This is a genomic window from Williamsia sp. D3, assembly GCF_000506245.1.
GTDB classification, from domain to species: domain Bacteria; phylum Actinomycetota; class Actinomycetes; order Mycobacteriales; family Mycobacteriaceae; genus Williamsia; species Williamsia muralis.
In genome coordinates this window covers 1-25111 of record NZ_AYTE01000001.1, presented here as the reverse complement: position 1 = coordinate 25111, position 25111 = coordinate 1, and the positions used below count along the sequence as shown (strand labels likewise).

Genomic DNA, 25111 nt, shown 5'->3' with positions numbered 1-25111 from the left:
CCGCTACGGTGAGCCAATGCACCGTACGCTGTTGGTCACCAACGACTTTCCGCCCCGGCAGGGGGGAATCCAGTCGTACTTGCAGAACCTGGTCGAGCGGTTGCCCGCCGGCGACGTGGTCGTCTATGCGCCGCGATGGCGCGAAGACAGCCACATCCGGTTCGATGCGGAGCAGGACTACGAGGTCGTCCGCCATCCCACGACGTTGATGTTGCCCACGCCTGCGGTTGCGCGGCGGGCAGCCGATCTGGTTCGGGCGCATCAGGTCGACACCGTCTGGTTCGGGGCGGCGGCTCCTCTGGCCGTGCTCGGTCCGGCGGTGCGACGCGCAGGCGCACAGCGTGTGATCGCCAGTACGCACGGGCACGAGGTCGGCTGGTCGATGCTTCCGGTGGCGCGGCAGGGTCTCGGCGTGATCGGCCGAGGCACGGACGTGATCACGTACGTGAGCAAGTACACGCGTGACCGTTTCAGTGCGGCATTCGGCCCCCGCGCAGCACTCGAACACCTACCGCCGGGTGTGGACACCGAACGGTTCAAGCCGGATGACGTTGCCAGACAACGTCTTCGGCAATTGCACGGACTCGGTGACGCGCCGACCATACTGTGTCTGTCCAGGCTGGTCCCACGCAAAGGGCAGGACATGTTGATCCGGGCGTTGCCCGAGGTCCGTGCAGAGATCCGCGACGCCACGTTGGTGATCGTCGGGGGTGGCCCCGATGCCGAGCGGCTTCGGGACCTGGCACGCAAAGTCGGTGTCGCCGAGCACGTTCTGTTCACCGGTTCGGTACCCGCTGACGAGCTTGCCGCGTACCACAACATCGCGGATGTCTTCGCGATGCCGGCGCGCACCAGAGGTCGGGGACTGGATGTCGAAGGTCTCGGCATCGTCTACCTGGAAGCCTCGGCGTCGGGGATCCCGGTGATCGCCGGTGAGTCGGGAGGCGCCCCGGAAACGGTGAAGCAGGGCGAAACGGGTCTGGTCGTGGACGGCCGGTCGATCAGAGAGATCACCGATGCCCTGACAGCTCTGCTGGGAGACCCGGACCTGTGCGCATCGATGGGTGCTGCGGGACGGGATTGGGTCCAGTCGCGGTGGCGGTGGGAGCACATGGCCGGCCGGCTCCGGCAGCTGCTGTGACCACGACCCTTCAGCGCGTCATGGAGGCAGGGTTGTGATCGGACCGGTGCACCGATATGTGAAGCTAATGCGGTGACCAGTATCCAGGTTGCCGACCAAACCTTCATCGCGGCGCCGCCCGAGTCGGCGACCGCGGTGATCTCCGACCGCGCCAATTGGCGCCGATGGTGGCCTGATCTGCGGCTGACCGTGGTTCAGGACCGAAAAGAGCAAGGTGTGCGCTGGAAGGTGTCGGGCCCCGTCGAGGGGACGACCGAGCTGTGGCTCGAGCGGGTGCTCGACGGCTTCGTGCTGCACTATTTCCTGCACGCGGAGCCGACCGGGACGCTTCCGTCCGAGCCGAGGGCGCGCGGGACCGAGCTGGCACGGATGAACCACCGGCGCCGGGTGGCCGGTCGCGCCATGTCGTTCGAGGTCAAGGACCGCCTCGAGCAATCCCGTCATGTCGGCGGACCGGCAGCCGGTGCCCCGGCCGCGGGAGGGTCGCGATGACCGACCGCACCGAACAATCCATCGTGATCAACGCAGACGCAGCCGACATCATGGCGGTGATCGCAGATTTCGAGCAGTACCCGCGGTGGGTTTCGGCCGCGCGCAAGGTGGAGGTGACCGTCCCGGGCCCCGGAGGTCGCGCGAAGCAGGTTCGGTTCGTGCTCGATGCCGGCGTCCTCAAGGACACCTACGAATTGAGTTACGAATGGGCCGCCGATGGGCACTCTGTGAGCTGGGACCTGGTCAGCAGCGATCTGCAGACCGCGCAGCACGGTAGTTACCGGTTGGTGCAGCAGGCACCCGGGTCGACGAAGGTCACCTACGAACTGACCGTGGACCTGTCGATACCGATGATCGGCCAGCTCAAGCGGCGGGCTGAGAAGGCCATCACCGACGCGGCCCTGAAAGAACTGAAGAAGAGAGTCGAAGACTGATCGATCTAGCGCCCATCCACCTCGTTCTCGGGCCGGGTGGTGCCGGAACGTCGACGGTTGCCGCCGCCGGTGCCGTCGGCCTGCCGCAACACCACAGCGGGTCCGGACGACGCGGGAAGACGCTTCTGGTGTCACTCGGCCGATTCCGTGACGTCTCGGCGATCTTTGGCGTGTTCGCATCGCCGGGCGAGCCTGTCCCTGCCTCGCAACAGGTGGACATACTCGAACTGGACACATTGGCGATGGTCTCGCAGATGTGGGGTTCGGTGCGTTCTGCGCTGACCGCTGGGGAACTGACCGGTACGGGTGTGCCCGGGGCCGGCGCGGTGGTGTCCGGCCTGGACCCCGAGGAGATCCTCGGGATGCCCGGAGTCGAATCGTTGCTGGCACTGCGCCGGATTCGCGATGAGGCGGCGTCGGGTGAATGGGCGCAGGTGGTGATCGACATGTCCGGTGGTGTCGATCCCTTCGAGCTCATGCGGGTTCCGCAGATGGTGGCCGACATGATCGAGAGGTTGTGGCCGCGTCACCGACGCCTGGCGGCCGCAGCGGACAACGCACGTATCGCCCGCGTCGTGGGGATGGTCGATGCCCTGGTGCGCGATTGCGCGGACGTCGACGAGCTGCTGTTCGACGCGTCCGGTGTTCACGTCCACGTGGTGGTCGGGGTCGACCGCGACGGTGCGTCCTCGCTGGACCGTGCCCGGGCCGTCTTGCAGGTGATGGGGCTGCCGGTGTCGACCATCCTGGCCAATCGTGTTCTGCCCGAGATGTTGTCGGTCGACGCGCACACAGCGGACGCGCCAGGCGGTTCTTCGTGGCTCGACCATCAGATCGCTGCCCAGTCGGCCGCGCTCGATCATCTGCGGGCGACCAAGGACGAGGCCGAAGTGGTGTGCGTGCCGTGGGTGTCCGGGCCGATCGATTCGGTCCTGTCGTTGCGCAAGCTCGGCGTCGATCTGTCCGGGGGACAGATGGCAGCGGTGGGTCCACGGGCCGCGCGGGTCGAACGCGAGTCCGGGGCCGGACTCGATTCGGTCTATCGGATGACGTGGACGCAGTCGCTTCCCGACCCGTCGGGACTACAGCTCGGCCGCAGCGGCGACGATTTGATGATCACCGTGAGCGGGGTGCGGCAGCGGATACGGTTGCCGTCGGTCTTGCGGCGCTGCGTCGTCCTGGGCGCGTTCTGGGACGCCGGCGACCTCACCGTACGCTTTCGGCCGGACCCCGACGTGTGGCCGCAGAACTGACAGATGAGTAAGAATGGCGGGCACCGCGAGAGTGTCCGATGGCGCAAGCAGTCGAACGAGAGAAGGCCGGCGTGAGCGACGAGCAGGGCAGGGCCGCAGGTGGGCCCAGCGGCGCCCCGTCAGGTGGCGAAGCCGAGGCCTGGCGCACCCTCGTCCTCGGTGTCCTCGAGCGAGTCGACCACTTCGCGTCCGTGCTGCTCGACGAGAACGGGGCAGCGGCGAGAAGGGCGGCCGGCGCGGCGGGGGACGGCGCCTCGTTCGTGGCCACCGACTTCGCCGGTCAGGCCCGCTTGGCGTTCGACACGATCATCGACGAGGCCGGGGATCTGTTGTGGCAGCTGCTCAGTCAATTGATCGCCATCCTCGAGGCGGTCCAGCAGGCGCTGGAGCAGGTCATCGGGGCGCGTCCGGAACCCGGGCCGCGCCATCCGGCCGGCACGAGTGCCCGTGACGCCGGCTATCAGCCCATCACCGTGCTGTTCGAGCCGGTGGGGGGACGTCCCGCGGGGTGATCCGTGAGTGCCCACGAGTCCACGCCGAACCGTCAGGGTCAGCGCGGGGACATGGCGATCGGTATCGACATCGGGGGCACCAGCATCCGTGCCGCGATCGTCGACGAGCAGGGGCAGGTGCACGACACGGTACGGGCTCAGACCCCCACGACGGTGTCCGCGCTCGAGACCTGCCTCGACCGCACCGTCGCCGAACTGACCGCACGCTGGGACGTCATCGGGGTGGGTCTCGCCGTCGCCGGGTTCCTCACCAGCGATCGTCAGGTCATCCGCTTCTCGCCTCATCTGCCCTGGCGCGAGGCGCGTGTGGCCGAGGAGATGTCGCGCAGGATCGGACTGCCGGTGGTCTGCGAACACGACGCCAACGCCGCCGCAGTCGCCGAGTATCACTTCGGCGCGGCCGCGCGAGGTCACAACACGCTGGTCATCGCGATCGGCACAGGCATCGGAGCGGGGTTGTTGCTCGACGGCGAGATCTACCGCGGCAGCTTCGGTGTCGCCCCCGAACTGGGCCATCTGCGGGTGATGCCCGACGGCAGGCCATGCTCGTGCGGCAAGTTCGGATGTTGGGAAAGGTATTGCAGCGGAACGGCTCTGGTCGACACGGTGGTCGAGCTGATCGCCGACGGCGGTATGTGGAACAGCAAACTCGCCCGCGACATCGCGGACGACCCCGGCTCGCTGACCGGACGGCGGATAGCGGCGGCGGCGCACGAAGGTGATGCGCTGGCGCTGGCGGCGTTCGCCGAGTTCGCCCGATGGCTGGGTCTGGGGCTGGCGATGTGCTGTGACGTGTTCGACCCCGACCTGGTGGTACTCGCCGGCGGTGTCGGTTCGTCCTCGGGACTGTTCCTGGACGAGGCGCGCGAACACTACTCGGCGTTGCTCACCGGTGCCGGACACCGGAGGATGGCGCGAATCCGCGGGACCCAGCTGGGCGAGGCGGCCGGGATGATCGGCGCAGCCCAGATCGCGAGGACCGAGGCCAGGCGCTGACGCCACCGCAGCGGGGTGGGTAAGGTTTTGTCCGTATGTGGTGTCGGTGACAGTGGCGGTCGGAAGTGATTCGTCGGAGAGTGGGAAGACATGTGGTACTGGGTCTTCAAATACGTCCTGATGGGGCCGGCGCTGCGAGTGCTGGGGCGCCCCAAAGTCGAAGGGCTGGAGAACCTTCCGGCCAAGGGCCCGGCGATCCTGGCGAGTAATCACCTTGCGGTGGTCGACAGTTTCTATCTGCCGCTGATGGTGCCGCGGCGGATGTACTTCCTCGCCAAGAGCGAGTACTTCACCGGAACGGGCGCCAAGGGCGCCTTCCAGCGGTGGTTCTTCAACGCCTCGAGTCAGATCCCCATCGATCGCACCGGTGCCGACGCCGCGGCCGGAGCCCTGACGGCCGCCAAACGCAAACTCGACACCGGCGACCTGATGGCGATGTATCCGGAGGGAACCCGGTCGCCGGACGGGCGACTCTACAAGGGCAAGACCGGCCTCGCGCGGATCGCGATGGAATGCGGTGTCCCGGTGATCCCCGTGGCCATGATCGGCACGAGCGAACTCAACCCGCCCGGGACGACGATCCCGCGGTTCGGACGCATCACCGTCAAGATCGGCAAGCCCCTCGACTTCAGTCGTTACGAGGGGATGGAGGGCAACCGTTTCATCGAGCGCGCCGTCACCGACGAGATCATGTACGAGTTGATGCACCTGAGCGGTCAGCAATACGTGGACGTGTACGCCGCCTCGCTCAAGAAGCAGGGTCAGCCGCCCGCCACCAACACATCGCCGGCCGCCTGAGCCGCCGGTGCGTTATTTCTACGACTGCGAGTTCATCGAGGACGGACGAACGATCGAATTGGTGTCGATCGGGGTCGTCGCCGAGGACGGACGTGAGTTCTACGCGGTGTCCACAGAGTTCGATCCCGACCGGGCCGGCCAGTGGGTGCGCGCACAGGTTCTGCCCAAGCTGCCGTCGCCGGCGTCCAAGGCATGGCGTAGCCGCGCGCGCATCCGCGACGACCTGCTGGAGTTCCTGACCGCCGGGGAAGGCCGCATCGAGCTGTGGGCCTGGGTGGGCGCCTACGACCACGTGGTGCTCTGCCAATTGTGGGGACCGATGACCGCCCTGCCCCGGTCGATGCCGAGGTACACCCGTGAGCTGCGCCAACACTGGGAATTGAGCGGCCGTCCCGAATTGCCTCCGGCTCCCGACGACGCCCACGACGCGCTCGCCGACGCCCGGCACAACCTGAACAAGTGGCTGGCCATCGAGGCGTTCCGAGGTGAGGGGCAGCTCGATCGCGCGGGGCATTAGGCTGGGCACGTGGTGAACTGGACCGTAGACGTTCCGATTGAAGAACTGCCCGAACTGCCGCCGCTGCCGGGAGACCTGGCAGAGCGATTTGCGCAGGTGCTTGACAAGCCTGCGCTGCAGCAACCGAGCTGGCCTGAGGACAAGGCACGTGCGATGCGCACGGTGCTCGAGAGTGTCCCCCCGATCTGCCTGCCGAACGAGGTCGAGCGCCTCAAGGCGCAGCTCGCCGAGGTCGCGCTGGGACGAGCGTTCTTGCTGCAGGGCGGCGACTGCGCCGAGACCTTCGCCGACAACACCGAACCGCACATCAAGGGCAACATCCGCACCCTGCTGCAGATGGCAGTGGTGCTGACCTACGGCGCCAGCATGCCTGTGGTCAAGGTGGCCCGCATCGCGGGCCAGTACGCCAAGCCGCGCTCGTCCGACACCGATGCCCTGGGGCTGCCGTCCTACCGCGGCGACATGGTGAACGGCTTCGTCGCCGAACAGTCCGTCCGAGAGCACGATCCGTCTCGACTGGTGCGGGCGTACGCCAACGCCAGTGCCGCGATGAACATGGTGCGAGCGCTCACCGGCGCAGGTCACGCCGACCTCCACCGCGTGCACGACTGGAACCGGGAGTTCGTGCGCACATCGCCGGCCGGTGCGCGTTACGAGGCGCTCGCCTCGGAGATCGATCGTGGGCTGCGGTTCATGGACGCATGCGGGGTTCGCGACTCGAACCTGGAATCGGCAGACATCTACGCCTCACACGAGGCTCTCGTGCTCGACTACGAGCGTGCGATGCTGCGGCTGGCCGACGACCCGGAAGACCCCGACAGCGGCAAGAAGGTGCTGTACGACCTGTCCGCGCACTTCTTGTGGATCGGCGACCGGACCCGACAGCTCGACGGAGCGCACATCGCCTTCGCCGAGCTGATCTCCAACCCGATCGGTCTCAAGATCGGCCCGAGCACCACGCCCGAGCTCGCCGCCGAGTACGTCGAGCGACTCGATCCGCACAACGTGCCCGGCCGTCTCACCCTGGTCGCCCGGATGGGCAACGGCAAGGTTCGTGACCTGCTGCCGCCGATCGTCGCGGCGGTCGAGGCCACCGGGCACAAGGTGATCTGGCAGTGCGATCCGATGCACGGCAACACCCACGAGGCGAGCACCGGCTTCAAGACCCGCCACTTCGACCGCGTGGTCGACGAGGTGCAAGGTTTCTTCGAGGTCCACCACGCACTGGGAACCCATCCCGGTGGCGTGCACATCGAACTCACCGGGGAAGACGTCACCGAGTGTCTCGGTGGTGCACAGGACATCTCGGACATGGATCTGGCCGGCCGATACGAGACCGCGTGTGATCCGCGGCTGAACACCCAGCAGTCACTGGAGCTGGCGTTCCTCGTCGCGGAGATGCTCCGGGGGTAACCCGCTCGACGTCGTGGTCGGTGTCTCAGTCCTTGACGAGGCCGCCGTCGACCACCAGGTTCTGACCGGTCACCGCCCGTGCCCACGGTGACGCGAAGAACAGAACCGCGTCGGCGAACTCGGCGGGAGTGGTGACCCGTCGCAGAGGCGTGCTCTGGGCGATGAGATCGAACACCGCCTCGGGGGTGGCGGCGCTGGCGTCGGTGGTTCGCAGCAGGCCACCGGACACCATGTTGACGGTGATCGACTCGGGTCCGAGATCGGCCGACAAAGTCCGCGTCAACGCGAGCAGTGCAGCCTTGGCCGCGGTGTAGTCGTGGTAGGGCACAACCGGGTTCTGGACGAGGTTGGTCCCGATGGTGACGATGCGGCCGAATCCCGCCTCGCGCATCCCGGGCAGAGCTGCCTGTGTGGTGTGCAGGGCGCCGGCAACACTGCCCCGTAGTTGGGCGTCGAACGCCTGCCATTCGATGGCGTCGACTGCCGGCCGTGCATCGCCGTTGAACGAGAAATCGATCAGCGCGTTGTTGATCACGGTGGTGACGGGAGCTCCGAAATGCGCACGGGCGGTTGCGAACATGTCCAGCACGGCATTCCGATCGGTGACATCTGCCTGCACGGCCAGGCATCGGCCGGCCCCCAGTTGGTCGGCGAGCGCGTCGGCGGCCGCCTGGCTGCGGTGGAAGTTGATGACCACCCGCGCGCCCTGGAGAGCGAACGCCCGGGTGATGGCGGCGCCGAGTCCACGGGCCCCGCCGGTCACCAGGACGATCTGCTCGGACAGTGGCCGGTGATCGGAATCGTTCTCGGGCGCAACTGAGTTCACGATGGACATCCCTCCGCCAGCATTACCTGGTCAGGTACAGCGGGTCTGATCTCAGCCGACGTGTTCGGCACCCCGTGTCACCGGCAATCACATCACACCGGGCCACTCGAAGGAGACCGGGCATGTTCGCCGGTCGGGCAACCTCAGGGGAACGAGGTGATCTGCACCGTACTGCCCTGCTTCACCCGGGTACCGCCACCCGGATTCTGCCCGACCACGAGCGACACACTCGAGCGCGTCAGGCCCCGGCTGTCCACGGAGAGGCCGGCCGCCTCGAGTTTGCTCTTCGCGGTCCCGACCGTGTCGCCGGTGACGTTCGGGACATCGACGCCGTCGGATACGAAGATGCGCACGACCGGGTCGCGAGGGTCCACCCGCGCCCCGAAGGCGGGGCTGGCCGTGGTGATGGTGCCCGCCTTCGCGTCACCGTCGGTGGACGTGCCGCCGTCTTGCGCGATCAGCCCCGCGTCTTGCAGGACCCGCCTCGCCTCGTCGGGGGTCTTGCCGGACAGGTCCGGCACCTTGATCGCGTCGGACACCACGAGTGTGACGGTGCTGCCCGGCTCCGCGAGGGTGCCCGCGCCGGGGTCGGTGCCGATCACCTTGCCGCCGTCGACATCCGGGCTGAACTCCTTGCGGACGGTGCCGGCCTTGAGTTTCGCCGTCTTGAGCAGTGCGGTGGCGTCGTCCTGATCGCGTCCCGCCACATCGGGCACCGAGATCGGCTCGGGGCCTCTGCTGGTGATGATCTGCACTTCACTGCCGACCGCAACCGTGGTGCCGGAACTGGGACTGAGTGAGACCACCGAGCCCTTCGGCGCGGTGGCGCTGTACTGCTGGCGTGCAACCACGGGTGTGAGAGTGCGGTCGCGTAGACGTTTCTCGACCACGGCGAGCGGATCACCAGAGGAGAGGTCCGGGACTTTGGGCTGTCCCACCGAATACGACAGATCGACGTCCGAGAATCTGCTGACGCGCGTGCCGGGCGCGGGCTCGACGGCCATCACCTGGTCGACCGGCAGCTCGTTGTCGTAAGTCGGCTTGTCCACCACGTCGAGTCCGGCGTCTTCGATCGCCTCGGTGGCTGCCACGCGGTCCATCCCGTTCAGTTCCGGAACGGTGGTGAAGCGACCCGACCCGAGCCACCATCCGGCGACGCCGAGCGTCGCGGCGAGCAGCACCACCACGAGCACCCAGATCAGCGCATTGCGGCGCGACTTGCGCCGGCGTTCCTCGAACTCGGCGGCATGCGACAGCAACATGGGCGAGCCGGGCGGCGGGCCCTGGGCGTAGGCGGGTGGGGGCGTGGGCGGTTGAGGCGGTCCGTGACCTTCGGGTTGCCGGGTGTCCGGTGGAAGTGTCTGCACACGAGTCGGGTTACGGACGTCGGGTTGCGCGGCGGACTTGGCCGGCAACGGGTCGGTGAGGTCCGGGTCGACGGCGGCCCCGGGACGGTGTTGCTGACGGTCGCGGAACGCGACCATGGTCTCGCGTTCGGCGGAGCGGGTCGGCGCCGGGACGGTGAACGCGGGCAGCTGCAGATCGTCCGCGATCTCGTCGAGTACCTCGCGCATGTGATGTCCGTCGCGATAGCGATCCGCGGGGTTGCGGGCGGTCGCGGTGAGGACGAACTCATCGAACTCGCGGGGCACACCCGGGATCACCGAACCCGGCGGCGGGACGTCGTTGTGCAACCGCTGGTAGGCCAGACCCAGGGCGGTGTCGCCGGTGAAAGGTGTTCGGCCGGTGAGCATCTCGAACACCAGGATGCCGGTTGAGTACACGTCGGAACGAGCATCGGCCGACGCGGTTTCCACCTGTTCGGGGGAGAGGTAGGCAGCTGTTCCGAGGATCACGCTGTTGGAGGTGATCCCGGCGGCAGCGATCGCCCGGACCAACCCGAAGTCGACGACCTTGACCTCCCCGTCGTCGGAGATGAGGACGTTCTCGGGTTTGACGTCGCGGTGCACCAGCCCGGCACGATGCGCGGCACCGAGTGCTCCCAGGACCGGCGCCGCGACCGCGGTGACCGCGTGGGGTGGCATCGGTCCGCGCTCACGCAGCAACTCGCGCAGGGTGCCGCCCTGGACGAGTTCCATCACCAGGAATGCGTAGTCGCCGTCCGCGCCCTGGTCGTACACCGCGACCAGGCCGGGGTCCTTCAGCCGGGCAACCGACCGGGCCTCGAACTCCAGGCGGGCAAGGAACTGCGGGTCGGCCGAGAAACGCGGATCCATGACCTTGACCGCCACCGGACGATCGAGGCGCAGATCCATGCCCAGGTACACACTCGACATCCCGCCGCGGGCGATCAGCGCATCGATCCGATAGCGACGCTCGATCAGGACGCCGAGCAACACGTCGGACGGGGCGTTCACCAACTTGGGCCTTTCTCGGCAGGGCGGGACACGAGCAACGAGTCCACCCTAGCGAGGGAGTGTCGAGAAAAGATCACGGAACACGTGTGGCGCCCGCGCCCGGACCGGTGATTCGACGCTTCGACCATCGCCTGGGTACGCTCGTCCCCGTGGGTTCCGTACCGCTTTCCGAAGACACGCTGCCTGCTGACGTCGAGGTGTTGTCGGTGTCGCAGGTCTCCTCCCGAATGGGATTCTCGAACAGCAAGATCCTCAACCTGATCACCGACCACCAGTTGCTCGCGGTTCGCCGTGACGGGCAGGTGGCCATCCCGGCCCTGTTCTTGGACGGCCCGGAGATCACCAAACACCTTCCCGGGCTCATCGATGTCCTCCTCGACGGCGGCTTCAGCCGCGACGAGGCCTTGCGGTGGCTGTTCACGCCTCACGATGACCTCGCCATCACCCCGGCTCAGGCACTGCACGGGCATCAGGCCCGTGAGATGGTGCGCCGGGCCCAGGCAGAAGCGTTCTGACCAGTCCCTCCTGATCGGTCCGGCCGGGTACCGGTGCTCAGGACCGGGCAAGCGTGCGGCCCCGGGTGCTCACGGCACGGGCGACGTGACCGAGGCGGGCCGGTTTTGACACCCGCACGCGTTCGGTGAGTACCCGGTAGCCGCTACGTTCCACCTCATCGAGGATCGCGCGGTACATGGTGAATGCTGCTCGGATGCCCGGCCGGCTCGACGGCGACAGCATCTCGATTCCCGGTTCGGCGCGGCGATATTCGGCACGGGTCACCGCGATCAGATGCGCCAGGGCACGGCGTAATTCACCCGGTACCTGACCTGTGCGTCGGCACCGTCGCAGCATGGATTCGTCCACCCCGAAGATCGCGAGTTCGTCGGTAGGTAGGTAGATGCGGTCGCGATCGAGGTCTTCGCCGGCGTCCCGGATGAAGTTGGTCAGCTGGAATGCGTCGCCGAGCGCTCGGGCGGGAGCGATGGCGACATCCCCGTCGACCACCGTGCCCAGGATCGGCAACATCTGCAATCCGATCACGCTTGCCGACCCGTACATGTAGTCGCGCAGTTCGGCCATCGTCCGATACCGCGCGACGTGGACGTCGCTCTCGGGAATGTCCATCCTCATCGATCGCATGAACGCGTCGAAGTACCGGCGGTCGATGTCGAAAGTGGTGATGGTGTCCGCGACCGCCAGCACTTCGGGCCGGCGGGGGAGATGCCCCGGATCGGACAGGGCCGCGTGCAGGTCGGCCTCGATCGCGTCGAGTGCGGACAGTCGGTGTTGCCCGGATCCCGTGTCGACGATGTCGTCGACCATGCGCGCGAAACCGTAGAGCGCATAGACCCCGGCACGTTGTCGCCGCGAGAGCAGTTGCGTACCAAGGTAGTAAGTGCGGCCATGGGTGGCGGTGAGCTTGCGGCAGTGCTCGTAGGCGGGTTCGAGTCGCCCATCACCGATCATGCGGGTGCTCCGGTGACGGGGGCGGGGGAGGGTCCACGGGTCACCCGGCGCAGACGCAGGGGGTCCTCGCGGATCAACGACCAACCCGCAAGTGCCGAGAGGGCAACGGCGACAACCACATCGGTCAGCTTGTACATGAAGATCTCGTCGTCCGGCCCGAACACCTGGAGGAGGAACACCGAATAGAACACGATGGCCACGACCGCCCATCGCTCGATGGTGAAGGCGGCAGCCAGCACAAGCGCCCAGGTGTAATACCAGGGCAGCGTGGACGGTTCGAGTAACAGGACGGCGAGCATGGCCCACGCCATCCCGGTGACCGCGGCGCGCTCGCCTCGTCGGAACCACAACCAGAGACCCACCAGGGTGAGCGCCAGGACAACCGACCCCACCGCGCGCGTCACCTCGAGCACCGGCAACAGGGGCAAGGCGGTGAAAGGTGATGCGCCAAAAGCGATGAGGTGCGCCACCGCGGTGGGAATGGTCAGCCAATTGATGATCTTTGCCGCCCACGTCAGCCCCAGCAGCCAGCCGAACCCGTGGCCGACGAGCAACGTCAGCAGTCCGAAGACGGCCCCGGACACCCCGATGATCCAGGCGAGAACGCGAGCCACGTCCTTGGGGCGGACATCACGCTCATCACGGATGTGGGACAACCAGATCCACAACACGAAGGGGATGGCGACACCGGCGGTGATCTTGATCGACATGGCGAGTGCGAGAACGCCGACGCCGACAACGTGTCTGCGTGTCACCACGAGCGTGACCCCGGCGATCAGGACGCCCATCATCAGCAGCTCGACGTGCGGTCCTCCCACCAGGTGCACCAGCACAAGAGGATTGAGGACGGCGAGCCAGAGCGCCAGAGCGGGGTCGGTGCCGAAATGCCTCGCCAGCTTCGGAAGCGCCCACAACGTCAAGAACAGCCCGGGCACCAGGACCAGCCGCATGACCAGCACACCCACGACGGGTTCGTCGCCGGTCACCCGGGTGACCGCGCCCGTGAGCGACATGAACGCGGGACCATAGGGAGCTGTGGTGGTCGCCCATACCTGGGCCATCGAGTCGAGCAGGGCCCCGGGCTGTACGGCAGGCCCATCGGCATATGGGTTGAATCCGTCGCGTAACAACGCCCCCTGGGCGAGATACGCGTACACATCTCGGCTGTAGAGCGGCACGGCGACCATCAGGGGCGCCGACCACGCGATGGCTGCCCAGCCGACAGTGCGGGCGGCGCCGTCGGTCGGGGTGGCGGCGCGGAGGGTGCGACCCACGCGCACCCAGGCGACCACCATCACCGCGACACCAAGCCAGAACGACATCCCCGCCAGGGTTTTCCCGTGTCCGAACGACAGCCATGACAATCCCAGATCCTGCAGTGAGGTCTGATTCCGCGGGATGTCGCCGACTCCGAAGCTCCCGATGGTGACGAGCAATGATCCGGCGAAACCGAGCAGGACGGATCCGCCGATCGCCGTCGCACCGAACTCACGCAGCCGACGAATGTTGTCGCCCACCGGCGTGCGCGGACGCGCGGTGTCAGAGCGAGCCATTCAGGTCTGCCGCCGGGTCATGGCCGTTGCCAGGTCCGTCAATTCGGATTTGGCGGCCGGGGTCGCGTTGCTGGCGGCCAAGGTCGTCAGCGCCGAGTCGACGAGACCGTCGATCTGCTGCTCCACAGCCTGCACTGCACCACTGTTCTCGATGATCCCGGTGATCTCCGCCAAGTCCGCTGGACCGAGGTCGTGCCCGATCCCGTCCCGAAGCTTCTGTGCTGCAACCGGATCGTTGGTGTCGGCGAAATCGAGTGCGGCGGCCAGCAATGCGGTGCGCTTGCCGGCCAGGAGGTCGTCGCCTGCCGGCTTACCGGTCACCGACGGATCGCCGAACACTCCGAGCAGGTCGTCGCGAAGCTGGAACGCTACTCCGATGTCGGTGCCGAACGAGCGCAGAGCATCCACCAGGGCGTCATCGCCGCCACCGATCACGGCACCGAGCTGCAACGGCCGTTCCACGGTGTACGCCGCCGTCTTGAACCGCATCACCCGATGAGCAGCGGCAGGGGATTCGTCCCCCGACGCCTCGGTCCGGATGTCCAGCAGCTGCCCGGCCAGTACCTCTGTCCGCATCCCGGACCACACCGGTGTGACCTGGCCGAACACGTCGGGGGCGAATCCGGCGCCTGCGAGCAGATCGTCCGCCCACGCGAGTGCGAGATCGCCGAGCAGGATGGCCGCGCCTTCGCCGTAGTGGTCCGCCGCGCCTAGCCAGCCGGCAGCCCGATGTCCTTCCTCGAACTGGCGGTGGATGGTGGGGTGACCCCGGCGGGTGTCGGAACGATCGATGATGTCGTCGTGGATCAGGGCGCAGGCCTGTACGAGCTCGAGGGCCGCGCACACGGTCAGCATCTCGACGGGAAGTGTCCGGGCCGGGCCGGCAGCGCGGTAACCGGCCCAGGCAAAGGTGGGCCGGACCCGTTTGCCGCCGCGCAGTACAAAAGCCTCCATCGCATCCACTGCTTCGGCGAAACCCGGGGAGATGGCAGTGACCGTGGGCCTGCGATCTTCGAAGACCTGCCGTAACAACTCGGTGGTCGCCATCGGGACGTCGCGCAGGAACTCGATTGCCACGGCTTCACCTTAGCGGTGGCGCGATCCACGTCGTGTTGTCGCGGTATGACCACGTCTGTGGCACCACATGGTCTCGACCACGGCGCCGACCGTATGCTTGTCAGGTGAGTTCGCAGCAATCCCACCCGTCGATCGTGCAGCGGCTGGCCGAGCCACATCCGGGGCCGGTGCCGTTTTCGGTCGAGTTCTACCCGCCCCGCGATGAGCAGGCCGAGGCGCGTCTGTGGCGTACGGTGCGGATCTTCGAACGAATGGGCCCCGCTTTTGTGTCCATGACCTACGGGGCGGGCGGGTCCACCCGCGACCGCACGTTGCGTATCACCGGTCAACTCGCCCGGGAGACCACATTGCTGCCGGTGGCGCACCTGACCGCGGTCGGGCACAGCGTCGCCGAACTGCGCGCGATGATCGGTGGGTACGCGGACAAGGGCATCACCAACATCCTCGCGTTGCGCGGTGACCCCCCGGGCGATCCGCTCGGCGAGTGGGTCAAGCACCCCGAGGGCGTCGAGTACGCCGAGCAACTGGTGCGGCTCGTGCAGGAACTCGGAGACTTCAACGTCGGTGTCGCGTCGTTCCCGGAAGGCCATCACCGGGCGCCGGACCTCGACCACGACACCAAGTATCTGGTGTCGAAACTTCGCGCCGGAGCCCAGTATTCGATCACGCAGATGTTCTTCGATGTCGACGACTTCCTGCGCTTGCGCGACCGGGTCACCGCCATGGACCCCGAACAGGGTGCCAAGCCGCTGATCCCCGGGATCATGCCGATCACGTCACTGGCGTCGGTACGGCGGATGGTCGAGTTGTCGGGATCGGTGCTGCCCGAGGCCGTCGACCGGCGGCTCGCCGCGGCGGCGGGCGACGGTTCGGAGGAGAACCGGGAAGCTGTGCGGGCCGTCGGGATCGACCTGGCCACGGAGATGGCCCAGCGGTTGATCGATGAGGGCGTGCCGTGTCTGCACTTCTGCAGTCTCAACTTCGCCAAGGCCACCAGCGAGGTCCTCGAGCGCCTCGGTATGAACGTGATGGCTGCCTGACAGTCCGACAGGCTCCGCCCGTCGATCAGCGTGGCGTGAGACCGCGACCTTTCCAGTCGAGTGTGCCGCGCCGGCGGGCTCGCAGTGAGTCGCCCACCGCTGCAACGGCCAGTGCGGTGGACACCGGATGTGCGATGGCCGAGATGATGTCGACCGGGCTGAGCGCTCCGGTTTCGGCATGTCGGGCGACCATTCGGGACGCGGACGCCGCAGTCAGCGACAGCAACGCACGGGACCGTCGTCGACCGCGGACCAGGTCCACCACCGGCAGTACATAGACGGCACCGGCGACCAAGGCGACGACGCTCGCGCCCGCAGGGCTTCCGAACTCGGTGCTCAGCCACCGCCGGTATCCGCCCCAGGTGTCTGCCGCACCGTCGTACATCCGGCACCAGACGACCCCACGACCGCTGCGGATCGCCGACGACATCCCGGCGGAGCGATAACGGCGGGCCAACGCGAGATCCTCGGTGATGTTGGCGCGAACCGCGCTGTGGCCGCCGGCGCGGCGGTAGTCATCCAGCGACGTCACCAGGAACTGCCCGTTTGCCACGGCCATCGACCGGGGTAGCAGACGCTCGGAGATGGCCAACGGCACCGAGCTGAGCCAGGACCAACTGAGCAGGGGCTGAACCAGGTATTCGAGCAGCGATCCGGCCTGCTGCGACGGCCACACGGTGAGCAGCCCGCCGCCCGATCTGGCCAGTGTGCCGATCGCGCGGTGCAATGCGGCAGGGCCCAGACGCACGTCGGCATCCACGAACACCAGGGTTCCGTCGCCGATCTGGGCCGTCAGGAGATCCAGGGCATGGTTCTTGCCGGTCCATCCGGCCGGTGGCGGCTGCTGGTTGCGGACCACCGTGAAACGGGGATCCCCGGCCGCTGCCGCGACGGCCACCTCCGCGGTGCCGTCGGTGGAATCGTCATCACAGATCAGCACGCGCAGGTCCGCCATCGCGTGCTGGACTTTCAGGTCGTCCACCAGGTCGGCGATCCGCTCGGCCTCGTCGCGTGCCGGGACGCACACCCACACCGCCCCGACCACCGGGTCGGCGTCGGCTGCGAGATCGGTGAACCGCCGGGTGTTCACCACTGTCAGAACAAGATTGACGATGGACACCGCAGCCGCGAGGTTGCCGATCAGCGGGATGATCCCTGTTTGTCGCGTGGTCTCCTGGCCGGGGCACCTGGACGGGGGGACTGGTCCCGGTTGACCCAGGCCAGGGCGACGACGAGAACGGTCACCGCCAGAGCGATGCCGGCCATCAGGCCAGTCCAGCCGGTGAAGGCCGCCGTTCCGGGTTCGTCGTAGCGCGCTTCCGCGGTCATCGGGGAGGCCTTGCCGATCTCCGGCTTCCACGACACCGCGTCGTCGCCATCCTGTTGTCCGTTGGTGGCGCTGACCGGACCGGCGAACTGAACCGAGAACTCGACATAGTCGCGGCCGGGCGCCAGACCCAGCAGGTCGGCGGTACCGCGGAACGTGACCGCGTCGCCGCGACGCTGAGCCTGCAGGTCCATGGCCACGGCCGCGTCGGGATATGCATCTTCGACGAGTTCACCCAGCTGGGTGAACTGGCCCAGAGTCGCCTCGGTGAAAGTGGCACGGGTGCCGATCAGTCCGTCGCGTTTGAATTCGGTCGCGCTGACCACGGTCTCCAGCGACTGGGGCACGTCGATCTGGGGACCCTTCTCCTGGCCGACATCCTTCTCCGCGAGGACAAGAGCGCCCCACATGCGGTCACCGAACTGGGCGGGGGAGTCCGAACACGCCGCCAGGAGTGGGGCCCCGACGAGGGCCATCAGCAGCATGACCAGCGTGAGGCCGCCGGTACGGCGACCACGGGGGCGGGTTTGGATCACAGGCACGCGATCATCTTTCCATCAGGCCGGTGCATCCGGGCACCGGTGCGCCATTTGCACTCACAGCGTGTCCCGCGAACGGTTTCGCGTCCGCCGCCGCCACAGTGCCGATCCGGCAGGCACACCGAGCACTCCCATCACGATCAATCCGTAGGGCACCGCAGGTGGCAGGTCCGGATCATCGAGGAACACCAGAAAGGCCAGGGCCGAACCGAGCCAGGTCCAGCAGAACCAACCGACAGGGGTGATGGGGGCCGGCGGCGTGGTGTCGACGGGTTCGCGATCGAGTGCGGCGAGCAGTACGAACATCAGCGCCGCCACGCCCGCCCAACCCGCATAGTTGGTCAGTGGGATCTGGTCGACTCCGGGTAGCCCGCTGTCGCGGTCATCCCACGTCCACAGGCCGGCACTGACCATCTGAGGATCCAGATAGAGGTCCCAGCCCACCATCCCGACGGTCGCGAGTGGAATCCGCCACGCCGGGTTCGAGGTCACCAGCGAGCTGATCCACCACATGCAGTAGCCGCCGGCCGTCCAGGCCAGGCCGATGACAATCGGTACGTCGAGAACGGACGGGCCGATGCGCCCGGTTGCGTACTCGTACGCTCCGAACGGGAAAGATGTTGCGGTGCCGAGGATCTCGGCCGTCCAGCCGACGCCGGCGGTGGCCGCGAACACACCCACGGTGCGCAGTGCCCCCAGCCGGGCGGCCGAATGGGCGATCATGGCTGCCGCGGAAGCCAGCACCACCACAACGGTCGCGCGGTCGCGGCCGGCGCCCTCCACCAGCGGGTAGATGATCTGGGCGGCTATGGATGTGGCCAACAATGCGGTGGACAGCCACAGCAGTGCGGCGCCCGGAGTCGACGCCCGCGTCGGGGTGTCGTCGCCGGAGGTCATCCCCATCGGCCGCGAGTGATCCTCGCGAGCGGCGACCGTCGATCGACGAGTACGGCAGATGCCGCGATCCGGCCGCTTGCGCCGCAGACGCCGCCGCCCGGGTGGGTCGAGGCGCCTGCAAGGAATAGCCCGGCCGCACCGGGTACCCGGTGACGGGCCAATTCGGGATGGGGGCGCCAGATCATCATCTGGTCGAGCGACATCTCGACGTGCATGATGTTGCCGCCGGTGAGGCCGAGCTCGGACTCGAGATCCGCGGGTGTCTGGACATGGACGTGCTCGATGGAGTCGGTGAAACCCGGTGCGTGGCGCTCCAATTCGGCGATGATCGCGTCGGAGGCCTCGTCGGCGTGGTCGGTCCAGCTACGCCCGCCCGACAACCGGTAGGGATGCCACTGTGCCCAGAGGCTGGTCATGTGGTGTCCCGGTGGTGCCAGCGTGGGGTCGATCGCGGAGTAACTCATCGCGATGAGGGCCGGGCGCGTGGGGAGATCGCCGGCGGAGGCGTCTGCGTACGCCCGCGCGAGATGCCCCCGGTCGGTGACCAGCAGGCCGAGTGCGGCATGTACGTCGGTGTCCGCAGGCAGGCCCGGGTAGGTCGGTACGTCCGTACCGCCGAGCCGCACGGCCATCCCGATGCCGTTGCCGATACGGATCTGCGATCGCCAGCGATCCAAAGCGGTGCGATCGAAACCGCCGGCCCGCAACAACTCCAGCGTGGTCAGTACGTGGCAGGCGCTCACCACGGATCTGGTGCGGTGCTCGCCGCCGTCGGCGCTGCGGACCAGCCAGCCGTCGCCGCGGGGCTCCAGAGCCGTTGCGGCAGCGGACAGGAACACCTGGCCGCCATCGGAGTCGAGTTTGCGCAGTAGCGACTCGCTCAGTGCCCCGCTGCCACCGATGGCCCGGCCGGGCGGAATGGTGTGCATCGCAGCGCAGAAGCCGACCATCGGTGCACTGCCGGGCTCGTTCATCGGAGGCCCGGATTGTGCCCCGAACCAAGCCAGCGCGGCCTTGAGGTGCTCGGATTCGAACCAGTTGTCCAGCAAGGCATTCCCGGACATCAGGAATTCCTGGGACAGGCCGATGCCGGCTGTTCCACCCCCGCCCGGTATCCGGCCGGTCAGTCCCCAGAAGGCCCGGCCCAGGGCCATGGGAGAAGGCGAGGAGGTGAACGCCGACATCATCGCGTCCGACCTGGGCCCCCACACGGCCACGAAGCGCCGGTAGGCATCGGCGTCAGCCGCTCCGCACGCCGCCTCGATCGACGCACACGTCCGGTCGAGACTCTGGTGGAAGACGATCGGCGGCCCGTCCGCGGTCCCGGGGGAGAACGCCCACGGATCGCAGTCGACGTAGCGCAGACCGTGGTCGGCCAAACCCAGCTCGTCGATGATCGGCGTGTGGCGGATCATCAGGTGTGCCGACGACCCGCGGTCGACCTTGTAGCCGGGGAATCGCTCCACCGTGGACACCGCACCCCCGGGCACACTGTCGCGTTCGAGCACCACAACCCGTTGTCCGGCCGCGGCCAGGTAGCACGCCGCGATCAGTCCGTTGTGCCCGGCGCCGATGACGACTGTGTCGATCATGCCGGCGGTCATCGGCCGAGGGGGAGGGTTCGGCCGAGTACCGCAAACGGCCTGGGATCCCCCGAAAAGGTGAAGCTGCGTAGCACGTCCACGAACCCGAGGCGTCGGTAGAGCCGCCACGCGCGGTTGTTCTCCTCGGTCACCTCCGGGGTGGACAGCAGGACCTGGGGTTCCGGCCGGTCGGACAGGAGTCGGGACAACATGGCTTCTCCCAGCTGCCGCCCTTGGGCAGACGGATGGACGTGCAATTCGGTCAGTTCGAAATAGTCGCCGGTGATCGCTTCGATCCGTTCTGGACTGCAACCGGCCCGGGCCAGCCCCGAACGTACCTGCTGGTTCCACCATTGGTCTCGTGCACCGCGATAGCCGTATGCGATCCCGACCAGCCTGTCGCGGGCTCCGGCACGTTCGGGCGAGTCGACGGCAGCGACCGCTTTCCACCCGGGCCGGTGCACGTGGTCTTCCCACAGCGGAGAACGCTGCATCTCGGTGCCGGGGGGATAGTTCATCGCCCTGACATACACCGTCAGGGCGTCGGGGAGCCACGTCCGAGCATCTTGGGCCGCGAGGTCCACGAGCCGGATGGCCACTGAAGTTTCCGCCTTCTTCGCTTGAGGGTTCACACCGTCGTAGGTATATTGAATATGTCGAACGGGTGTTCGAGGCTTCAACCTCCGCAAAGGCTACGCCGCATCGTTGCCCGCAAGACGCGAGGACGGTCCGATGGTCGACGAGGGAAGCGTGGGCCATCGGACCGAACCCTCCACAGTTCACCTCCGGGAGAAGGGAGTAGAGCAGATGTCGCCGACAACCGCCCAGCGTTCACGTGGCGCAGCTCGCAACCGGACGTCCGAAGCCTCGAGGCTCGAGCCGTCGCAGATCATCGCGGCACGCGATCTCCTGGAACGCGCCGAGGTTCGGCTGCGCGAGTCCGACATCGTCACAGATCCCACCGACGAGTTCAGTGCCCTCTATCAAGCCGCTCTTCGGGGTGCCGGCGCCGCGCTTGCCGTGGCCGAACGGCCCACCCGTCGTCGCGGCTCGCGCAGCGCCTGGTCCCGTCTGCCGCATGCCCTCCCGGAGATGACCGGTTGGGCAACCTACTTCGCGGGTCTGTCGCGGCTGCGCGCTGACGCCGAAGCCGGCATCCGGGCCGTCGATTCGGCCCAGATCGACGAGCTGCGCGTCCGTGTCGACGAGTTCCTTCACGTTGTCGAGATGGAAATGGTGCGTCGCGAGCAAGGAAAGTCGTCAAATTTTCCGGCGGGAGCGGCTTGATGTCTCAAATTTCGGCCGTTCAGGGCCTTCTTCACCAACTCGTGCCAGGGAATGGTGGTCGAGAATCCCAACACCTCGTATCATTTCAGGTGAGCCCACCAAAGTGGACTCGGGCAACCGGAATCTGCCTCCCCGTGAGCCCTACCGAAACCATGTGCTGAAGGAGGGGCGGGTGCCACTCTCAGAGCACGAGCAGCGCATGCTCGAACAGATCGAAAACGCTCTGTACGCCGAAGACCCGAAGTTTGCTTCGAACGTGCGGTCGCGTCGCTTCGGCGGTTCCACTGCTCGGCGTCGTCTACAGGCCTCTGTGTTGTTCCTCGTGGGCTTGTTCCTGCTGATCGGCGGAGTTGTCGTCGAGGTTCGACTCGGCGGCTTCCCAATCATCAGTCTGATCGGCTTCCTCGTGATGTTCGGTGCCGGACTGCTGGCCCTGTGGGGATCGCGTGCCGGATCAACTCCGACTCGCGACGCTGCTGCGGGACCCCAGTCGCCACGTGGTGGCTCGTCCGGCCGCGAGCAACGGGGGAGGAAGTTCTCCGAGCGGATGGAAGAGCGTTTCAATCGTCGGTTCGAAGAGGAGTAGGCCGCAAGCCCCTCGACAGACCTCTCAAACCGCGTATCGCATCAGCGATACGCGGTTTTTGTTTGTTCAAAAGGGCTGAGCGCCCACTCTCCACCCCGTTCCCCACTTTCTCCCACCATGGCCGGTTTCTCTTGCAGTTGTGACTGGAGGGGCACCTGTGTCGCGCTTTTGAGCTGGTCAACCGGTGCTGACACGCCATGGCAGATTTTACCCCCCACGGTCGATTTGGTTTTCACCTGCAGTTTTAGGCGAGCAGTCGGGTTCAACGCGGACTTTGGGGTGGAAAGTGGAGTGTTGTGGGGTACAGTGGTGATCGTTGGTGGGAGAGAACCGGACTTTCCCCACTGACCTCGGGCTGGAGGTGTCGACATGGCTGACGCTATGTTCCTCGGCACCTACACGCCCAAGCTCGATGACAAGGGGCGGCTCACGTTGCCCGCGAAGTTCCGAGACGTACTGGCAGGAGGCGTGATGATCACAAAAGGTCAAGACCGCAGCCTTGCCGTGTACCTGCGAGATGACTTCTACGAGTTGGCCAAACGAGTTCTGGCCGCCTCGAAGAACGATCCCGCTGCCCGGGCCTTCCAGCGGCAACTCAGTTCGGCGACCGATGAGCAACGCCCCGACGGGCAGGGCCGGATAACCCTGTCGGTCGACCACCGCAGATATGCGGGGTTGGCCAAAGAATGTGTGGTGATCGGCAACATGAGCCACTTGGAGATCTGGGACGCGCAGACCTGGCGCGACTACCAGGACGAGCACGAGGAGAACTATTCGAGCGTTGGGTTCGACGCTCTGGACACGGTTCTGTAGGCCGGGACCAGAAGAGAACTCACGTGGGTGCATCGAGGCCTCTGCCCGATCCGACCCTGACGCACTTCCCCAGCGCCAGGTTCGCCGATCGGGCAGGGACCAGGATCCACCCGCCACTCGAGCTTCGGCTCTACGCGGAGTTCGGCATTCCATCGACGCCGCGGTGCCGGTCTTTCCGGTACCCACACCGCACGAAGGGCAGCAGTACCGTGGATCACGTCGAGGGCCGATTCGGGCATGTCCCGGTGATGGCGGCGCGAATGGTCGAACTCCTCACTCCCGCACTCACCCGTCATCACGACGACGGCACAGGCGCGACCTATCTTGACGGCACACTCGGAGCCGGCGGCCACACCGAACTCGTGGCCAAAACCTTCCCCGGTGCCGCGATCATCGGGATCGATCGAGACGAGAATGCTCTCGAACTCGCCCGCGACAGACTGTCGGCGTTCGGTGACCGCATCACTTTCGTTCACGAACGCTACGACGCCGTGGCCGAAGCGCTCCGGCAGGCGGGTGTCGAATCGTACGACGCGGGATTGTTCGATCTCGGTGTCTCCTCCATGCAGCTCGATCAACCCGAACGAGGGTTCGCCTACTCGGTTGACGCGCCCTTGGACATGCGGATGAACCCGGCCGACGACCTCACCGCCGCCGACGTGCTCAACACGTATTCACACGGGGAGATCGCGCGCATACTCTCCGAATTCGGCGACGAGCGGTTCGCAGGCAAGATCGCCTCGGCCATCGTGCGCGAGCGGGAGACCGAGCCGTTCACGACAAGCGGACGGCTTGTCGAACTGCTGTACCGCGCCATCCCGGCAGCAACGCGCCGAACCGGTGGACATCCCGCCAAACGCACATTCCAGGCATTGCGGATCGAGGTCAACAGTGAGTTGACGTCGCTACGCAACGCGCTGCCTGCCGCCTTGGACAACTTGGCCGTCGGAGGCCGGCTGGCCATCATGGCCTACCAGTCACTCGAGGACAAGATCGTCAAACGTGAATTCGTCGCCAGGTCCACATCCACGTCGCCGCGCGGGCTGCCCGTCGACTTGCCCGGTACCGCACCCGAATTCGAGCTCATCACCCGCGGAGCGGAGCGTGCCTCGGACGCCGAGATCGAACAGAATCCACGCTCGGCCTCGGTGCGGGTACGTGCAGTCGAACGAATCGCCAGGAGGAATCCGTGACCGTAGTCGATGATCAGCCCGGTGCCCGGAGTCGTCGCACGGCCGAGCCCGGTACCCGGCAGCGATCGGCGGCCGCGCAAAGGGCACTCGAGCGTCGACGCAAACGCCTTGTGCGCGAGCCGAATGCGCCAGTGCGGTCGCGTGACCGACGCGACGCCCTGCGGGCGACGAGTGAAACCGTTGCGAACGAACGAGATTCGAATCTTGTCGCTCGCCTCGTCACGTCACCGATCAAGGCCGCACGGCGGATCCCCTTTGCGGTGGTGGTGGTCGGATTGCTGTTGGCAGGTCTGGCGCTCACCTTGTGGCTGTCGACGAAATCGGCTCAGGATTCGTATCAACTCGGTGTGGCCCGGGAGCAGAACGAGCAGCTGTCGGACCGTCTCAACGCACTCGTCAAGACCTACGAGTCAGGCGATTCTGCGCCCGAATTGTCGGACAAGGCAGGGCGTCTCGGGATGATCCCCGTCACGGACGTACCGCGCCTGGTCGTCGGCACCGACGGCAGATCAACGGTTGTCGGTGACATCACACCGGCGGACGGACCAAAAGCGCCCTCACTCAACGACACTCCGCGTTCGACCTCTTCGGCGAACTCGGATCCATCGCGAACCTCGCCTGCCCCCACACCGGGCCAGCAGGGCACCCCGGTTCAACAAGGAACCCCGATTCAGCAAGGCGCTCCGGTCGAGCAGGGTGCCCCCGTGAACGGTGCGCCGCCGGAGGAGTCGACCAGCGGACCGCTGCCGGCCCAGCCGCAGACTCCGGCAAATCCGGCCACCACACCCGGATTCACCAATGTTCTTCCCCCAACCGGCGGCGCGCCGGGCTCAAATTCAGGGCAAACCCGTTAGCGGAGCAGAGAATTGACAACCATGACGTGCTCCCGAGCGACGAACGCCACCGCCGACGGGCGTCGTGGCCCCGGAAGCCCGCGATGACGCGCCCCACACGCGATCACGATCGGCGCGCCCGCCAGCGGGCCACCG

26 protein-coding genes and 1 riboswitch are annotated in these 25111 nt (G+C 66.9%); of the genes, 16 read left to right on the top strand and 10 right to left on the bottom strand.

Annotation, left to right across the window (positions count from 1 at the left end; translation table 11 throughout):
* Nucleotides 1-16: 16 nt before the first annotated feature.
* The 9 genes from W823_RS31280 to W823_RS31240 all read left to right on the top strand — a co-directional run bounded on the left by W823_RS31280 (nt 17) and on the right by W823_RS31240 (nt 7556).
* Nucleotides 17-1141, top strand: coding sequence for a glycosyltransferase family 4 protein (locus W823_RS31280; protein WP_023953745.1), 1125 nt, complete (start codon nt 17-19; stop codon nt 1139-1141).
* 72 nt (nt 1142-1213) lie between these two features.
* Entirely contained in the window at nt 1214-1633 is a 420-nt protein-coding gene (locus W823_RS31275) for an SRPBCC family protein (RefSeq protein ID WP_023953743.1), read from the top strand.
* Complete coding sequence (locus W823_RS31270; RefSeq protein ID WP_023953741.1) at nt 1630-2067, top strand: SRPBCC family protein; 438 nt, start codon at nt 1630-1632, stop codon at nt 2065-2067. The genes W823_RS31275 and W823_RS31270 overlap by 4 nt, the downstream gene beginning before the upstream one ends.
* Nucleotides 2064-3320, top strand: coding sequence for an ArsA-related P-loop ATPase (locus tag W823_RS31265; RefSeq protein WP_081729570.1), 1257 nt, complete (start codon nt 2064-2066; stop codon nt 3318-3320). The genes W823_RS31270 and W823_RS31265 overlap by 4 nt, the downstream gene beginning before the upstream one ends.
* Nucleotides 3321-3358: 38 nt before the next feature.
* Nucleotides 3359-3832 (top strand): hypothetical protein, encoded by a 474-nt coding sequence (locus tag W823_RS31260; RefSeq protein ID WP_023953735.1) that lies wholly within the window; start codon nt 3359-3361, stop codon nt 3830-3832.
* A gap of 51 nt (nt 3833-3883) precedes the next feature.
* Nucleotides 3884-4828, top strand: coding sequence for an ROK family protein (locus tag W823_RS31255; RefSeq protein ID WP_023953733.1), 945 nt, complete (start codon nt 3884-3886; stop codon nt 4826-4828).
* A 90-nt stretch (nt 4829-4918) separates the two neighbouring features.
* The gene (locus tag W823_RS31250) at nt 4919-5626 is read left to right on the top strand and encodes a 1-acyl-sn-glycerol-3-phosphate acyltransferase (protein ID WP_023953732.1); all 708 of its coding nucleotides are present in this window, start codon (nt 4919-4921) and stop codon (nt 5624-5626) included.
* 7 nt (nt 5627-5633) lie between these two features.
* Nucleotides 5634-6143 carry a polyadenylate-specific 3'-exoribonuclease AS gene (locus tag W823_RS31245; RefSeq protein WP_023953730.1) on the top strand — a complete coding sequence of 170 codons (510 nt, stop codon included), beginning with the start codon at nt 5634-5636 and terminating at the stop codon, nt 6141-6143.
* Between the two features lie 9 nt (nt 6144-6152).
* Complete coding sequence (locus W823_RS31240; RefSeq protein ID WP_023953728.1) at nt 6153-7556, top strand: class II 3-deoxy-7-phosphoheptulonate synthase; 1404 nt, start codon at nt 6153-6155, stop codon at nt 7554-7556.
* Nucleotides 7557-7581: 25 nt separating this feature from the next.
* Here the strand turns inward: W823_RS31240 and W823_RS31235 are convergent, their stop codons facing one another.
* Complete coding sequence (locus W823_RS31235) at nt 7582-8391, bottom strand: 3-oxoacyl-ACP reductase (protein ID WP_023953726.1); 810 nt, start codon at nt 8389-8391, stop codon at nt 7582-7584.
* A riboswitch (TPP riboswitch) is annotated at nt 8374-8467 on the bottom strand. Its footprint overlaps the gene before it by 18 nt.
* A gap of 58 nt (nt 8468-8525) precedes the next feature.
* Entirely contained in the window at nt 8526-10760 is a 2235-nt protein-coding gene (pknB, locus tag W823_RS31230) for a Stk1 family PASTA domain-containing Ser/Thr kinase (RefSeq protein ID WP_031331008.1), read from the bottom strand.
* A 149-nt stretch (nt 10761-10909) separates the two neighbouring features.
* Here pknB and W823_RS31225 point away from each other — a divergent pair, with 149 nt between their 5' ends.
* Entirely contained in the window at nt 10910-11275 is a 366-nt protein-coding gene (locus tag W823_RS31225; RefSeq protein WP_031331005.1) for an Rv2175c family DNA-binding protein, read from the top strand.
* A 37-nt stretch (nt 11276-11312) separates the two neighbouring features.
* On the opposite strand, the gene W823_RS31220 is transcribed toward W823_RS31225, so the two are convergent.
* The 3 genes from W823_RS31220 to W823_RS31210 are packed head-to-tail and all read right to left on the bottom strand — an operon-like array spanning nt 11313 to nt 14857.
* On the bottom strand, nt 11313-12227 hold the full coding sequence (locus W823_RS31220) for a phytoene/squalene synthase family protein (protein WP_023953720.1): 915 nt from the start codon (nt 12225-12227) through the stop codon (nt 11313-11315).
* Nucleotides 12224-13780: an alpha-(1->6)-mannopyranosyltransferase A gene (locus W823_RS31215; protein ID WP_023953718.1), complete on the bottom strand. Its 1557-nt coding sequence runs from the start codon at nt 13778-13780 to the stop codon at nt 12224-12226. The genes W823_RS31220 and W823_RS31215 overlap by 4 nt, the downstream gene beginning before the upstream one ends.
* On the bottom strand, nt 13781-14857 hold the full coding sequence (locus tag W823_RS31210) for a polyprenyl synthetase family protein (RefSeq protein WP_023953716.1): 1077 nt from the start codon (nt 14855-14857) through the stop codon (nt 13781-13783).
* A 104-nt stretch (nt 14858-14961) separates the two neighbouring features.
* On the opposite strand from W823_RS31210, the gene W823_RS31205 reads away from it, so the two are divergent.
* Entirely contained in the window at nt 14962-15897 is a 936-nt protein-coding gene (locus W823_RS31205; RefSeq protein WP_023953714.1) for a methylenetetrahydrofolate reductase, read from the top strand.
* 25 nt (nt 15898-15922) lie between these two features.
* On the opposite strand, the gene W823_RS31200 is transcribed toward W823_RS31205, so the two are convergent.
* From W823_RS31200 to W823_RS31180, 5 genes are read right to left on the bottom strand one after another with little or no spacing between them, the layout of a single operon-like run.
* A complete protein-coding gene (locus tag W823_RS31200; protein ID WP_023953712.1) occupies nt 15923-17017 on the bottom strand; it encodes a glycosyltransferase family 2 protein in 1095 nt (364 codons plus the stop codon).
* A gap of 20 nt (nt 17018-17037) precedes the next feature.
* Entirely contained in the window at nt 17038-17766 is a 729-nt protein-coding gene (locus tag W823_RS57935; RefSeq protein ID WP_158599261.1) for a DUF3153 domain-containing protein, read from the bottom strand.
* A 54-nt stretch (nt 17767-17820) separates the two neighbouring features.
* Entirely contained in the window at nt 17821-18666 is an 846-nt protein-coding gene (locus tag W823_RS31190; protein ID WP_023953708.1) for a carotenoid biosynthesis protein, read from the bottom strand.
* Nucleotides 18657-20252 (bottom strand): NAD(P)/FAD-dependent oxidoreductase, encoded by a 1596-nt coding sequence (locus tag W823_RS31185; protein WP_023953706.1) that lies wholly within the window; start codon nt 20250-20252, stop codon nt 18657-18659. Before W823_RS31185 ends, W823_RS31190 begins: the two co-directional genes overlap by 10 nt.
* 8 nt (nt 20253-20260) lie before the next feature.
* A complete protein-coding gene (locus W823_RS31180; protein WP_023953704.1) occupies nt 20261-20842 on the bottom strand; it encodes an N-acetyltransferase in 582 nt (193 codons plus the stop codon).
* Between the two features lie 133 nt (nt 20843-20975).
* On the opposite strand from W823_RS31180, the gene W823_RS0127320 reads away from it, so the two are divergent.
* The 5 genes from W823_RS0127320 (at nt 20976) to W823_RS31160 (ending at nt 24976) form a co-directional block, all read left to right on the top strand.
* Nucleotides 20976-21530, top strand: coding sequence for an SAV_6107 family HEPN domain-containing protein (locus tag W823_RS0127320; protein WP_023953702.1), 555 nt, complete (start codon nt 20976-20978; stop codon nt 21528-21530).
* Between the two features lie 172 nt (nt 21531-21702).
* Complete coding sequence (locus W823_RS31175) at nt 21703-22116, top strand: DUF3040 domain-containing protein (protein WP_031330998.1); 414 nt, start codon at nt 21703-21705, stop codon at nt 22114-22116.
* Between the two features lie 381 nt (nt 22117-22497).
* On the top strand, nt 22498-22929 hold the full coding sequence (gene mraZ, locus W823_RS31170; protein ID WP_023953698.1) for a division/cell wall cluster transcriptional repressor MraZ: 432 nt from the start codon (nt 22498-22500) through the stop codon (nt 22927-22929).
* 248 nt (nt 22930-23177) lie between these two features.
* Complete coding sequence (gene rsmH, locus W823_RS31165; RefSeq protein WP_051406294.1) at nt 23178-24122, top strand: 16S rRNA (cytosine(1402)-N(4))-methyltransferase RsmH; 945 nt, start codon at nt 23178-23180, stop codon at nt 24120-24122.
* Nucleotides 24119-24976 (top strand): hypothetical protein, encoded by an 858-nt coding sequence (locus W823_RS31160; RefSeq protein ID WP_023953694.1) that lies wholly within the window; start codon nt 24119-24121, stop codon nt 24974-24976. The genes rsmH and W823_RS31160 overlap by 4 nt, the downstream gene beginning before the upstream one ends.
* Nucleotides 24977-25111 lie beyond the last annotated feature (135 nt).

What these genes read in the sequence shown, in the direction of transcription:
- W823_RS31215 (WP_023953718.1), bottom strand. Translation starts at nt 13,780, where the DNA reads ATGGCTCGCTCTGACACCGCGCGTCCGCGCACGCCGGTGGGCGACAAC.
- W823_RS31220 (WP_023953720.1), bottom strand. Translation starts at nt 12,227, where the DNA reads ATGATCGGTGATGGGCGACTCGAACCCGCCTACGAGCACTGCCGCAAG.
- W823_RS0127320 (WP_023953702.1), top strand. Translation starts at nt 20,976, where the DNA reads ATGGTCGACGAGGGAAGCGTGGGCCATCGGACCGAACCCTCCACAGTT.
- W823_RS31270 (WP_023953741.1), top strand. Translation starts at nt 1,630, where the DNA reads ATGACCGACCGCACCGAACAATCCATCGTGATCAACGCAGACGCAGCC.
- W823_RS31255 (WP_023953733.1), top strand. Translation starts at nt 3,884, where the DNA reads ATGGCGATCGGTATCGACATCGGGGGCACCAGCATCCGTGCCGCGATC.
- W823_RS31185 (WP_023953706.1), bottom strand. Translation starts at nt 20,252, where the DNA reads ATGATCGACACAGTCGTCATCGGCGCCGGGCACAACGGACTGATCGCG.
- W823_RS31250 (WP_023953732.1), top strand. Translation starts at nt 4,919, where the DNA reads ATGTGGTACTGGGTCTTCAAATACGTCCTGATGGGGCCGGCGCTGCGA.
- W823_RS31280 (WP_023953745.1), top strand. Translation starts at nt 17, where the DNA reads ATGCACCGTACGCTGTTGGTCACCAACGACTTTCCGCCCCGGCAGGGG.
- W823_RS31260 (WP_023953735.1), top strand. Translation starts at nt 3,359, where the DNA reads ATGGCGCAAGCAGTCGAACGAGAGAAGGCCGGCGTGAGCGACGAGCAG.
- W823_RS31190 (WP_023953708.1), bottom strand. Translation starts at nt 18,666, where the DNA reads ATGGGGATGACCTCCGGCGACGACACCCCGACGCGGGCGTCGACTCCG.
- mraZ (WP_023953698.1), top strand. Translation starts at nt 22,498, where the DNA reads ATGTTCCTCGGCACCTACACGCCCAAGCTCGATGACAAGGGGCGGCTC.
- W823_RS31235 (WP_023953726.1), bottom strand. Translation starts at nt 8,391, where the DNA reads ATGTCCATCGTGAACTCAGTTGCGCCCGAGAACGATTCCGATCACCGG.
- rsmH (WP_051406294.1), top strand. Translation starts at nt 23,178, where the DNA reads ATGGCGGCGCGAATGGTCGAACTCCTCACTCCCGCACTCACCCGTCAT.